This is a genomic window from Rhizomicrobium electricum, from assembly GCF_011762045.1.
Lineage (GTDB): Bacteria > Pseudomonadota > Alphaproteobacteria > Micropepsales > Micropepsaceae > Rhizomicrobium > Rhizomicrobium electricum.
Window position 1 is genome coordinate 324,981 of record NZ_JAASQS010000007.1, and the last position, 12,533, is coordinate 337,513.

Sequence of the window (12,533 nt, forward strand, 5' to 3'; positions counted from 1 at the left end):
TGTCTTCTCCTGGTTGGCTATTGTTGCGGTATTCCGACCATGCGTCCGGGAATGCCGCCGGCATCGAAATATTTGGTATCGCCCACCATCTGCATGACCACCACGGTCTGCACCCCGTTGGGCGCCTTGTCGGACGCGATGGTCGATTTGAGGACCTTCGGCTCTTTCCCGCCTTTCAGGGCTTCGCCGATGACCCGGCCGTGATGCTTGCCTGTCCCCGGCAGGGCGATGCCGAGCAGATGCGCAGCGGTCGGCGCCACATCCATGTTTCCGACGGGCGACGTGATGACGGCACCGGCTTTGAAGTCCGGTCCGATGGCGGCCATGAAGTTGCGCGTGTCGGCACGGCTGAAGCTTCCGTGATTGCCCTGGCCGACGTGCAGGCTGATATCCGATACCTCTGCCGCACAAAGCAGTTCGCCCAGTGTGCAAGCTGGATTCACGAAGGTACGGAAGCCGACCACGATCGTCGCCGTCGGAAGCCGGGATGAGCCGATCAGATTGACCTGGCTCATGGGTAGTGCCCCGGCAAAATCTTTCTTGTCGCCGCCGTTCATGAGATCGTCGTTGACGAACAGGGCTCCGACGTAGGGCGCATCCAGCAACTTGGCAAAAATTCGCTTGGCGATCTGCCGCCGGTTGGGACCCGCTGGGATGTAAATGTAGTCGTTGTTGTTGTTGGTAATCAGGGCTTGCGGGGCATCCGGTGTGGCGCCGATCAGGACATCGCCGTCCTTGGGCGTTTCACCTTTGGCAAAATCGATCGGCGCATTGTTCCGGCTGGGATCGAATGTCTTGGCGCCAAGCCATCCGGCGACATCGCGGGCCAGGAAGCCGAACGGCAGTTCGGGACCGCTGACGCTGCCGTTGGGCGCAGGTACCGACTTGGCGATGGTGGAGAAGCCGTGATCGGCCACCACCAGAACGTCGGTGTTGTCGTCCAGGCCGAGCCGTTTCAGGGCGTCGAGAATGATCTTGAGCGAAGTATCGGCGTTGTAGATCGCCATCCGCCCGTTGGCGGAATTGATGCCGGGCGTCAGCATCCCGTCACTGTCCGCAGCCATGTGCTGGGTGATGTCGGGATCACGCGACCAGAACAGCATGGCAAACGGCTTGTTGGCTTGTTTCAGCCGCGGCAGCAGCACCTGCGAAACGACGGACGCTTGCCACGCCTGCTGTGTCAGGTTGGGAACGGTGGTGGCGGCAGGCTTGTCCTGGCCGGCCGCATGCTCGGCAGCACTTATGAGTTCGCCGCTCAGTGTCGGGCTTTGCGGACTACGACCGGCAGCTTCATCGAGGAAAATGCCGACCGGTCCGCCGATATCGTCGTTTCTGCTGTCGAGCGCGGACAGATACTGAATGGCCAGCGGCCCGCGTTTGCCGACCAGAACCGTGTTGAGCCCCGCTTTACGTGCGGCTTCGATAATCGTCGTCTGGCCGAGATAGTCTTTTGGCCAAAGCTTCTTCACTTCCCGCAAGGCGCAGTTGTCTTCGGCAAACGCGACGGTCGACCCGTTGGCGCAGCTAAGGGGGGCATCGACGTTGAACCGGTTGCCGTAATTGCCGTTGTCGCCCGGATAATGCCCAGTGGCGATCACGGCGGCGTTGACCGTCGTCAGAGTCGGATAAACGGAATGGCTGTTGGCGAAGTCAACACCTTCGCGGCGGACTTTTGCCAGAGTCGGTGCGGTTTCTGGTGTAACGCTGTCGTAGCGGAGACCGTCGGCTACGAAGATGATCACGTTGCGCTGGCTGGGAGGCGGCCCGGCGACGGCGGCCGTCAAAGCGACGCTGGTGGCTAAGGCAAGCGCGGATACGCGCATCACGATGATCCTTCCCGTTTCCGGTTACTTCCCGGCGAGCAGCCAAGCATGTTCGGCAAGCGCCAGACCGCCTGCTAATCCCGAATTGTCTCCCAGACCCGGCGCCTCGATCGACGCCATCAAGGTCTCGTCGTCCGCGAAATAGCCGCGGGTGAGAGCGACCGCGCTCTTGCGGATGCCGTCCAGTAGGCCGGGTGTCTTCATGACGCCGCCGCCGAAGATGATTTTCCGCGGCGAATAGGTTGCGGTAAGAGCCGATGCCAGCTGACCGAGATACCAGCCGATGATCGCGTGGGCCTCGTGGTCCTGAGGCAACTCCGATAGCGGCTTTCCCCAGCGCTTGGCGATCGCCAGACCGCAGGCGACCCCTTCGAAACAGTCCCCGTGGAACGGACACACGCCGGGAAACGTCAAATCCTTTGGGTGTTTGCGCGGGAGGATATGGCCGACTTCCGGGTGTCGGGCGCCGTGCAGCGGACGGCCGTCGATCACGAAACCTGCGCCCAGTCCGGTGCCGACCGTGATGTAAACAACCGCATCGGCGCCTTGTGCAGCACCCCAGCGAAATTCGGCCAAAGCGGCACCGTTGACATCGGTGTCGAACCCGACCGGCTTGCCGAACGCCTCGGCGATCGCGCCGGCTACGTTGACATTGCTCCAGCCTGGTTTGGGTGTGGCGAGGATCGAACCCCACTGCGGCGATGACGGGTCGACGGCGGCCGGACCGAAGCAGGCAATGCCATAGGCGGCGCATTGTCCGATATCGCGTTCGGCATCGCGGAAGAATTTTACCGCACGCCCCAGCGTCTCCTCCGGCGTGGTGGTGGGAATGCGGGAGCAACGGCGCATTTCATGCGGATCTCGACCAAGCGCGCAGACGAACTTGGTTCCCCCAGCTTCGATGGTGCCGAACAGCGGGCCCTGCATCACCATGTACCTCCGCGGCATCGATGGCCGCCTTTGTCCGCGACGGCGCTATGTCGGCACGCGCGCCGATGTTGTCTGGCGGCTGTTTTCCGATTCGCCGAAGCTGATGGTTTTCACGCTGCTGTCACCGGCCTTCGCCGCGTCCGGTGCGGTGTACTGCAGTTCGCCGTGCATGGTTTCGAAATCGATCGCCATGCGGACGAAGCTGGCATCCTTCATCCATTGCAATTCAAGACGGCAGTCGGTCGTCGGCAGAAGTGTGAAGGTTCCGGCAAAAGCTGGATGGGTGTTGCGCAGTCGGATCAGCTCGATCAACTGCTGTACCACGGGGCGGGCCAGTGCGGCGCTGATCTCGGGCATGCCGTAACAATGACGATTGATATCGCGACCAATATGGGTGCGGGCGAGTTGGTCCATATCGTTTCCGCCGGCGAGAAGGCCGACATAATAGACTTGTGGAATGCCGGGCAGCAGGAACTGGATGGCGCGCGCCATGAGATATTGCGCTTCGTTCCGTCCCATGGCGTCGAAGTAGGTGCAATTGATTTGGTAGATGTCGAGGTTTGATGCGGCGTTGCCGGTCGCCTTCCGGCTCTGCCCGCCGGTGCGATCATGGATGGTGTCCACGAGTGCGGCGATGTCGCGCGCCGATAACAGGCCGGGATGGGTATCCGGCGTTCCGCCAATCGCACCGACGTCGATGATGCCGATGCCGTCGTGGGTGTCTAGAACCGTCAGGGCATTTTTCGGGCGAACCGCAATCCACTTCTTCAGTGGTTCCGGATCGCTCGCAGCGAAGGCATGCAGGATCAACGGGGGCAGGGCGAAGTCGTAAACCCAATCCACCTTGGCGGCGATTGCAATCTGCTGGCGGTAATAGGAGTGGACCTCTACCAGCACTTCCATTCCGAGTTGATGAGCCTTGGCGGTCAGTTCCGAGATGAAATCGAACGTCTCGGGAATCATGAAGCAATTGGTGCCGGCTCGCTTGATGGCGTAACCCACGGCGTCCAGCCGGATAGCCTTGACGCCGTTGGCCGCGAACGTGCGCATGATGCTATCGAGATAGGCTACGCCTTGCGGGTGGCGCACATCGATGTCGACCTGCTGCGGCGTGAAGGTCGTCCATAGCGTGCGTTTTTCGCCGTTTTGCAGGGTGGTCGGCGTGAACGGGTGGCCAGGCCTTGGCCGATAGATTTGCGCCAGATCGGCTTCAGCGGGTTCTCCGGCGAACACCGCTTCCTTGGTGAGGAACAGGCCATCGTAGGGCGAAGCCGAGCCATAGCGTGAAAAGTCGCGGTATTGGGGAGCGTGAATCGACATATGGTTGACGATCAGGTCGGCCATGACGTCGACATCGGCGGAAAGCGCCTTGATGTCGTCCCAGCGGCCAAGCCTGGAGTCGACCTTTGTATGGTCGATGGGATCGAAGCCGGCATCGGAGCCGTCGATGGGATGAAAGAAAGGCAGTATGTGAACGGTGGCGAACACGCCGTTCAGCGGTCCTGTCAGGAGCCGGTGCAGGCCCTGGAGCCCTTGGCCGCCAAAACGGTCCGCGTAGGCAATGAGTTGAACCTTGTTTTTCATGAGGATCGGTATACAATCGATTGCAGAAGAAATCAAATAGGTTTCGGCTGCAATGACCGCCACGATGAGATCTGAACCCGAAAAAGGCCGAGTGCATCAGCGGCAGGTGGCAAAATGGCTCACGTGCCTGATGTTTATGATGTTCGCCATGACTAGCGATGCCGTCGGCAGCGTGATCCCGGCGATCATTCGCGAGTTCAATCTCAGCATGAAGGCGGCGGGCTCCTTCCATTATGTGCCGATGGCCGCCATTGCGATCGGCGCCATCCTGTTCGGTTTCATGGCCGACCGCTTCGGCCGCAAGCGTACGATCATCGTTGGCTTGGCCGTTTACGGCATCAGTTCGCTGCTGTTCGCATTCGGAAATCACTTTCTATTCTTCGTCGTTCTGCTTGGCGCGGCGGGGTTTGGAATCAGTATTTTCAAGATCGGCGCCCTGGCGCTGGTCGGCGACTTGTCCGAAACGGCCGAGCAGCACAGCGGCGTTATGAACACCGTCGAAGGCTTCTTCGGGTTCGGGGGCATCATCGGGCCGGCCATCGTGGCGGCGCTTCTGATCGCTGGCATGTCGTGGAAGTGGCTTTACGTAATTGCTGCCGTCATTTGCGCGCTATTGATCGTCCTGGCGTCCGTGACGCGGTTTCCCGCCGATAACAGAGCGCCGCGCGCCGAGCCGGTCAGCATCGGTGATACGCTCGCCATGCTGAGGGATCCGTACGCGCTCGGCTTTTCATTCCTTATCATGCTTTATGTCACGGTTGAGGTGGCGATCTACGTCTGGATGCCGACCTATCTCGGGCACAGTCAGGGTATGGCGGCGCGACTTGCCGCCGGAGCATTGACGGTGTTCTTCGTGCTACGTGCCGGAGGCCGCTTCATGGGTGCCTGGCTGTTGGCGCGGTATTCCTGGACCATGATCCTGGCCGTGTTCGCGCTGGCGATTTTTGTCTGCTTCCTGGGGGCGCTGCTGGGCGGGCCGTCGCTGGCGGTATTCCTGCTGCCGCTATCCGGTGCGTTCATGTCGATGATGTATCCGACCTTGAACTCCAAAGGCATCAGTTGCTTCCCCAAGGCCGAGCATGGCGTGATCGCCGGTGTCATCCTTTTCTTTACGGCCGTTGCTGCCGCGGCGGGGCCGCTGGCGATGGGAGCCATCAGTGATGCCTATGGCGATGCCCGCTACGGCTTCTGGCTGGCAACGGGGTTTTCCTTCCTGCTGCTGCTCGGACTGGTCTACAACCACATCGCAAACCCGGCGCGGAAACGCCTGTTCGCGCTCGGAGTGTCGGAATACGGACCCGCGGACTGAACCGATCGGTGGCGGTTACGGACATCCGCTGGAAGCTCGGATCACCAGCTGCGTCGGAATGATGGCCGACGGCGTCTTCTCTCCGTCGATGCGCCGGAACAGGAGATCGACCATCGTCCGGGCGCCCTGCTGGATATCCTGGCGTACCGTGGTCAGCGGTGGATTGGTATGGGCGGCCAGTGCAATGTCGTCGTAACCGACCACGGCGATATCGCCGGGAACCGTCTTGCCGGTGTCGGTGATCGCCCGGATGGCATTGGCCGCTATGATGTCGGTCGCGGCGCAGATGGCGTCGAGCGCATGTTTCCCCGCGATGAGCGATTTCACGGCGGCATACGCCCCGTCGGCGGTGAGATGCGAGGATGCCAGGTATGGTTTCTCGATGTCATGCGAACTGTGTTCGAGAGCCGCACGGTATCCCTTGTAGCGCAGCAAAAATTCCGGCGCGTTGGTATCGCCGACGAACACGATTTTCTGCCGGCCGCAGGCGAGCAGATGTTCTGCGGCGAGGCGGCCACCCTCGATGTTGTCCGAACCGACTGTACAATAGGATTGACGGGCGACCTGGCCGCCCCAAACCACTAGAGGCAGAAACTTCTTGGCCATCGCTTCGATGGCTTTGTGTTCCGTACTTTGGCCGATGATGAGAATGCCGTCGGGTTGGTTCGATGCAATCAGGTTTTCCAGCCAGCGATCCATCGGCGGCAGAATCTTCTGCAGGTGCACGCCGTAACCGCGCTGAGTGATCTCGTCGGCAAGGTAGCCGAACATCTCGACGAAGAATGGATCGCTTAGGGGCTGCTGCGATTCGTGACCGAGCGGAATGGCGACGCTGATCGTTTGGCTGCGGCGCAGCCGGAGGCTACGAGCGGCGGAGTTGACCACGTAGCCGCAACTGCGGGCAATGCCGGCAATCTTTTTGCGGACGGCCTCGTCGACCAGCGGGCTGCCGGCCAGTGCGCGCGAAACCGTCGAGGTATGCACCCCGGCGATCTTGGCAATGTCCGACATCTTGATGTTCGACGGCGTACTCTTTTTGGGCATTGCAGTTCCCTATGCGCGCACACCCTGAAGTCTATTCTGTTGCGATCGGTATACCATCGCAGGGTTCCGGTCAGGCTCGGTCACGCAAAGCTCCACACTTTGAGTGGTCGCATCCAGGCGGCAATTTGTCCAGGGTTCTGGCCATTTTTGGGGCGGTCGGCGTCTCCGCTGCGATGATTGCAGGCCGGTCGGAGTGGGGCGCAGTATCACATCGGTGCCGGCGTTGGCTCGGGAGCTGTTATTGGCCCTGGTTTCGTTGCTGAGCCGATCGTAGCGACGGTGATGAGGGCGCCGCTGATCTTGTCGTTTCCGAGGACGATTTCCCGCACAAAGGAATGATCGAGTATGCCCCTGACCCCGTCAGGCCCACGACCGGCCTGACGCGAGACGTCCACCTTCGCGGCACCGACTCTGAGCCCGTGCATCTTGCGATGTGCCAAGCATTGCGATGCAGCATAGCGCTACGAACCAGACTTTCATGGTGAGCTCTTTTCAAATTTTTGCTGGTCCCCGGATTCGGCAGAGCGTGAGCAGCCTCTCCGCGGTCGGGAGCCGCCCATGCGATCAGGGCTAATGGTCTCTGTCTCCGTTATATTTTACAAACGATTGCAATTTTGTAAAGCGGCTTCGCAGCCCGATGGGATCGGTGTGGAAGTGGTCTGGCTGGTGGGGTCTATGAATGCGGATGGAGGCCCTTGATGTGTGGTGCGTGCGCTCGTGGCGATGGGAGCGATAGCGGTGTTCCCGTTGTCATTGCGGGGCGGGAGACCAACCAACAAAGGCAGGGGTTTGCCCAGCGAGGCGGGGTGCGGATTTTTGCTTCGGCGAACGAAGAATCTGCATTCTAGTGCGAGTTTCTCTCGCAGCCGGCCGATTTTACATATAGCCGGATCCGCTTCTGCGGATTGTTGCTGCGCCCCGCCACGTCTCGCGTCGAAGCAGCGACGAGGCATCAATCGCTTTGGTGTGCCAACATCTTTTGTATTGCTCCCATCCGCCGGTGTCCGCTTCGGAGTGGCGCCCTATTGGCTCTGTGGCAATTTTGACGCGCGCGCCAATTCCCGCGTGATTTGGGCCATGCATACGATTGCAAAGTGCGATGGTTGTGTTATGCCAGATGCCAGAAAAATGGTCCGAGCCGCGGGAAGTTGGCCGGATGGGAGGACGAGAGGACATGAATATGACGAGACATAGCAGTGTTCTGGCTCAGCGTTCCGGGTGGCTCCTGAGCTGCGCCGTGATCGCACTGGCGGGTATGCCGCAAGCACAGGCTCAAACTGACAAATCAACGGAAGCGGCCCCGATCGAGACCGTTATCGTGACCGGCACTCCGATCGGCCGTGCCAAAGTCGATGCCGCTTTTTCGGTGAGCACGATGTCCGAGGAGGAACTGCAGCGCGCCGCTCCCCTCAGCGTCGTCGATATGCTGAAGAGCGTTCCGGGCTTCTCGGCCGAGCCGTCGGGCGGTGAAGGCGGCGGCGGCAACCTCTACGTACGTGGCCTTCCGGGCGGCGGCTGGAAATATGTTCAGTTGCAGGAAGACGGCCTGATCCTGTTCGGCGAGCCGCAAGACTCCTTCCTCAACATCGACTCGTTCGATGTGACCGACATGATGACCCAGCGCGTCGAAGTCGTACGCGGTGGCACGGCGCCTGTGTTTGCCGACAACGCCCCCGGCGGTATCGTCAATATCATCACGCGCCGCGGCACCGATACGCCGGAAGGCGCGATTTCCATCACCGGCGGCAACCACGGCTACATCCGTGGCGATGGCTATTCGTCCGGCCCGCTGACCGACAAGATCACCTACGCGGTCGGCGGCTATTTGCGTCAGGACGACGGATATCGCGAGCCTGGATTCACGGCGGACCGCGGCGGCCAGATTCGCGGCAGCCTGTCGTTCAACCTCGGCGACGTGCATATCGACGTCGATGCCAAGTACCTCAACGACCGTAACATCTTCTACACGGCGTTGCCTTTGATCGATCCCACTGACTCTTCGAAATCGCTGTCGAACGTGCTCAGCCCGCTGTACGGCACGGTGGTGTCGAAGGCACTCGAATACACCACCCTGAAGAGCTTCAATGGCAGCGACAATTTCACCGAATCTATGGATCTTTCGGATGGCATTCACACCAAGGTCTTCCAGACCGGTGTCAGTCTCACCTGGAACATCAGCGATGGCCTGATCCTGACCGACAAGATCCGCTACGTGAACGCTCACGTGGTTTACAACGGCGTGTTCTCCGGTTCGTCGCCGGTTTCGGGCACGGCCTATCTGGCCAGCAGTCTGACCAAAGCGGTTGCCGGCTTCGGCGCGTCGGTGTCGTCGGTCAAGTATGTCGATGCCACGACGGGTTCGAATTTTGATCCGTCGCGGGCTTCGGATGGGCTCGTCATGGAAACCGGTCTCTACCGGGTCCGAACGAATCTCAGTTCTTTCGTCAACGACTTGCAGCTTACCAAGGAATTCAATGACGGCCCGTTGGGCGGGATGCTTGGCAAGCACACCATTTCGGCTGGTTTGTTTGTCAACTACTACAATTTCTCCCAGAACCGGCTCTACAGCAACATCCTGGTTTCGGTTCAAAACCAGCCGCACTTGCTCGACGTTGTCGCCTTGAACGCATCCGGAAATACGGTCGGTTATGTCACCGACCACGGCTTCGCGCGCTATGGCAGCGGCGTGTACGCCGGCGACGCCAACGGCTACTATTTGGCCCCCTATTTCTGGGATACCGTCAAGTTTGGTGATCTCTCCGTCGATGTGGGCGTCCGTTACACCCGCTATCACGCGGATGGCGGCAACTATGCCACCGGCACCAGGAACCTCGGCGATGCCACCACGTTGGCTGATAACAACGTCATTGGCCTGACTGGCGTTTATAACCCGCGCAGCGACAACAGAAACGCATTCAACTGGTCGGCTGGCATTCAGTACAAGTTCATTCCGCAGGCCGAAGTTTTCGCGCGCTATACGTCGGCCGAACGTCTACCGACGCAATCGACCGTCTATATAACGGACGTCACGCCAAACACGCCCATCAAGCAGGCCGAAGGCGGGGTCCGCGTGGTTTTCGACAGCCTGTCGTTCTCGGCGACGACGTTCTGGAGCCGTTTCAAGAATCTTTCGACCAGCACGGCGATCATCAATCCCGACGCCTCGATTGGAACGCTCTACCTGAAGGGCGATACCCAGACGATCGGCGAAGAACTTGAGTTCGAATGGAAGCCGATCGAATTTTTCAGCATTCAGGGATCGGCGACTATTCAGAACCCGGAAACCCAGAGCCTGACCAACACGTCGACTGGTCTTGTATACCCCGGTATGGACGGCAAGCAGTTGTCGCGCATTCCGAAGTACATCTATTCGGCAACGCCGACGTTCTATTACAACGTCTTCGGCAAGCCCGTAGAGGTGTCGGCGACCGTGTACTATATGGGCAAGCGCTTTGTGGACTACAGCAACCACACGGAACTGCCGGCGTTTACGACCATCGACCTGAGCATTTCGGCGCAATTGACGGAGAAGATCGATCTTCGACTGAATGCCCAGAATTTGACCAACACCAACGGCATCACCGAAGGCAACCCCCGTACCGACACCGTCGGCGGTCAGGAGACCTCCGACGTCAATTACGGACGGCCCATCTTCGGGGCGATCTACAAGATGTCGCTGACCTATAAGTGGTAAGAAATACCGGACACTCCCCAGTGTATTAGGCAACTTGGCTGCATATGCCTCTCCCCTACCAGGCATATGCAGCCAAATTCTTTTCAGACGGCCTGGAACGGCCGTCAGGAGGCGGCGATGAAAGCGCTGAGGGTTTCTGCTTTCGCGATTGCAATGGCTTTGGTGGCCTTTTCTGCGCCGGCAAGCGCAGCCGGGCTCAAATCCTTCCATGACCCTGCGCGTTCGGTGTTGGTGGCCTCGCATCGCGCCTGCTGGAAGATGGCATCGGAAAATGCCATCGATGGGATTCGCGCCTGCATCGCGCGCGGCATCGATATGGTGGAGGTGGACGTCCGAACTACGAAGGACGGACATCTCATTCTGATGCACGACGAAACCGTCGACCGGACCACCAACGGCCATGGCGCGGTCGCCGACCTGGCTGAGCAAGATGTTACGGCGCTGTTGCTGCGCGAGCGCGGCGGCGGAGAGAAGAATGTACTAACCCGCCGCCATGTACCGACACTTGCCGCCGCGCTGGCGGTCGTGCGGAACAGGATCCTTGTCAATCTCGACGTCAAGGCTGCCGCGCTCGACCAGGTCATCGACGAGGTGGTTGCGGCACACGCACAAAGCAGCGTCCAGCTGAACGTTTCCCTCGACGTCGATCCGGCCGTCGTCGCACGCGCCAAAGCATCGGGCATCGCGCTGCAGCTGGTCGACATCGAACGCGATCGCAAGCTGAGCGATTCCGAATTTCTGGCCAAAGTAGAAGCGCTGCAGCCGGATGCGGTTCAGGTCATCTTCGATCGCGATGCTGCCATCGACCGCCTTCATGCACTTCTTGGCAATCGCGGCGGCGCGCTGTTCGTCAACACCATGACCAGCGATATCGCCACCGGTCATCCCATGAACCTGTCAGGTTCTTATACGGACGCGGGTGCTCTCGAAAATCCGGACGCGGTCTGGGGGCGGCTGATCCAAACCGGTGTTTCGATCATCCAAACCGACGAGCCCCAATCTCTATTGCAGTATCTGTCCCGTCGGACGTGGTGACACTGTCCCGCCCGGCGGGCTGTCTCTCCGGCGCCTCGGTTTTCGATCTTTCGAAGGGCGCCTAAGACGGCGAAAGGCGTGATGTCCACCGTCTGCCAATAACAGGGAAAAATGCCGGTCTCGAGCCGGCGCAGGACGTCCTGACAATAAATGGTGTCTCCGGGCGACGGCACGCGTTCCACGGGCCTGGGCAAGGGACGTTTCCGGGTAGACGCCATCCACCGAACCGGCATTTCAGCCGCCAATACCGGCCGCCGCTCGGCAAGACATGCAGGTAGAGGCCTTCGCCGTCGGTTTTCTTATAGGGCTTGTCCTCAGGGCGGGCACCTTTGCAGGCCGCGTCGGTGAGGGGCATGGGGGCATTTTTCCTCTGCCGGATTTCACAGATGCCCCCAAATATGCCCCCAGCCGGTTGAGATGGCAGGAAACGTCCTTGGACGGCACGGTGCAGATTATGCCTGATTTTATTGGGTTTTTGAAGGTTCTGCGGGATGTCTTGAGACACCCTGGAAAGGAATTTTGGCGGAGCCGGAGGGATCCATAAGTTTTGCATAAGGTCAAGAAAAACAAAGACAATTCAGCTTTTGAATTTTTCAGATACCCCCAAATATGCCCCCAATTTTTACTCAGAATTTTTGTCGCCACCTCATCAAGGTGGCACGCTGGGAATTTGTACTTTGGGCATCCAAGCACGCCAAGCCATCCCGTCCTGCACTCGGGGGCGATACTATGCTATAGTATCCGCCTCTTGTGAGGAGAAGCCATGCCAAGCGAAGCGAAGCTGAGTGTCACCCTAACTGAAGAGATGGCGGCCATGATCGGCCGGGCCGTCGAGTCTGGCGATTATGCGAGCGCCAGCGAAGTTGTTCGCGAAGCTTTGCGGACTTGGAAGCTGCAGCGCGGTCAAGCCGAGCAGGAGCGCGTATTGCTGCGTGATGTGATCGCCCGGAGTATCGCCAGTGGCAATGTTGGTGAAGTCTCGGCCGAGACCATCAAGGCCGAAGGCAGGGCGCTTCTTGCAGCCCGCCGCACGGTCGAGAAAGCGAAGGTATGAAAAGGGTAGGCGAAATTGTCCATCATCAACCGGTGTTTAGCACTTGCATGCGGTCGTTAG

The 12,533-nt window shown here is 59.8% G+C and carries 8 protein-coding genes and 2 pseudogenes; 4 read left to right on the forward strand and 6 right to left on the reverse strand.

Translation table 11 applies throughout. The features are described 5' to 3' along the window. Positions 1-17: 17 nt before the first annotated feature. Genes FHS84_RS15535 through gtfA form a run of 3 tightly spaced genes read right to left on the reverse strand, consistent with a single transcriptional unit; the run spans position 18 to position 4,337 of the window. Complete coding sequence (locus FHS84_RS15535) at positions 18-1,823, reverse strand: alkaline phosphatase family protein (protein WP_243851127.1); 1,806 nt, start codon at positions 1,821-1,823, stop codon at positions 18-20. Between the two features lie 24 nt (positions 1,824-1,847). After that, positions 1,848-2,771: an ROK family protein gene (locus FHS84_RS15540; protein WP_208393903.1), complete on the reverse strand. Its 924-nt coding sequence runs from the start codon at positions 2,769-2,771 to the stop codon at positions 1,848-1,850. 27 nt (positions 2,772-2,798) lie between these two features. Next, entirely contained in the window at positions 2,799-4,337 is a 1,539-nt protein-coding gene (gene gtfA / locus FHS84_RS15545) for a sucrose phosphorylase (protein WP_166935956.1), read from the reverse strand. 136 nt (positions 4,338-4,473) lie between these two features. On the opposite strand from gtfA, the gene FHS84_RS15550 reads away from it, so the two are divergent. After that, positions 4,474-5,646 (forward strand): MFS transporter, encoded by a 1,173-nt coding sequence (locus tag FHS84_RS15550; RefSeq protein ID WP_279589345.1) that lies wholly within the window; start codon positions 4,474-4,476, stop codon positions 5,644-5,646. 15 nt (positions 5,647-5,661) lie between these two features. On the opposite strand, the gene FHS84_RS15555 is transcribed toward FHS84_RS15550, so the two are convergent. After that, positions 5,662-6,690, reverse strand: coding sequence for a LacI family DNA-binding transcriptional regulator (locus tag FHS84_RS15555; RefSeq protein WP_208393905.1), 1,029 nt, complete (start codon positions 6,688-6,690; stop codon positions 5,662-5,664). 1,180 nt (positions 6,691-7,870) lie between these two features. On the opposite strand from FHS84_RS15555, the gene FHS84_RS15560 reads away from it, so the two are divergent. Continuing rightward, the gene (locus tag FHS84_RS15560) at positions 7,871-10,384 is read left to right on the forward strand and encodes a TonB-dependent receptor (RefSeq protein WP_166935960.1); all 2,514 of its coding nucleotides are present in this window, start codon (positions 7,871-7,873) and stop codon (positions 10,382-10,384) included. Between the two features lie 117 nt (positions 10,385-10,501). Next, entirely contained in the window at positions 10,502-11,419 is a 918-nt protein-coding gene (locus FHS84_RS15565) for a glycerophosphodiester phosphodiesterase family protein (RefSeq protein WP_166935963.1), read from the forward strand. Positions 11,420-11,433: 14 nt separating this feature from the next. On the opposite strand, the pseudogene FHS84_RS23115 reads toward FHS84_RS15565, so the two are convergent. After that, positions 11,434-11,652 (reverse strand): annotated as a pseudogene (locus FHS84_RS23115) (hypothetical protein); the annotation flags it as partial. A 38-nt stretch (positions 11,653-11,690) separates the two neighbouring features. Then, positions 11,691-11,972, reverse strand: a pseudogene (locus FHS84_RS22270) (hypothetical protein); the annotation flags it as partial. Between the two features lie 210 nt (positions 11,973-12,182). Here FHS84_RS22270 and FHS84_RS15575 point away from each other — a divergent pair. Further along, the gene (locus FHS84_RS15575; RefSeq protein WP_166935967.1) at positions 12,183-12,473 is read left to right on the forward strand and encodes a type II toxin-antitoxin system ParD family antitoxin; all 291 of its coding nucleotides are present in this window, start codon (positions 12,183-12,185) and stop codon (positions 12,471-12,473) included. Positions 12,474-12,533 lie beyond the last annotated feature (60 nt).

What these genes read in the sequence shown, in the direction of transcription:
- FHS84_RS15535 (WP_243851127.1), bottom strand. Translation starts at nt 1,823, where the DNA reads ATGCGCGTATCCGCGCTTGCCTTAGCCACCAGCGTCGCTTTGACGGCC.
- FHS84_RS15540 (WP_208393903.1), bottom strand. Translation starts at nt 2,771, where the DNA reads ATGCCGCGGAGGTACATGGTGATGCAGGGCCCGCTGTTCGGCACCATC.
- gtfA (WP_166935956.1), bottom strand. Translation starts at nt 4,337, where the DNA reads ATGAAAAACAAGGTTCAACTCATTGCCTACGCGGACCGTTTTGGCGGC.
- FHS84_RS15550 (WP_279589345.1), top strand. Translation starts at nt 4,474, where the DNA reads ATGATGTTCGCCATGACTAGCGATGCCGTCGGCAGCGTGATCCCGGCG.
- FHS84_RS15555 (WP_208393905.1), bottom strand. Translation starts at nt 6,690, where the DNA reads ATGCCCAAAAAGAGTACGCCGTCGAACATCAAGATGTCGGACATTGCC.
- FHS84_RS15560 (WP_166935960.1), top strand. Translation starts at nt 7,871, where the DNA reads ATGACGAGACATAGCAGTGTTCTGGCTCAGCGTTCCGGGTGGCTCCTG.
- FHS84_RS15565 (WP_166935963.1), top strand. Translation starts at nt 10,502, where the DNA reads ATGAAAGCGCTGAGGGTTTCTGCTTTCGCGATTGCAATGGCTTTGGTG.
- FHS84_RS15575 (WP_166935967.1), top strand. Translation starts at nt 12,183, where the DNA reads ATGCCAAGCGAAGCGAAGCTGAGTGTCACCCTAACTGAAGAGATGGCG.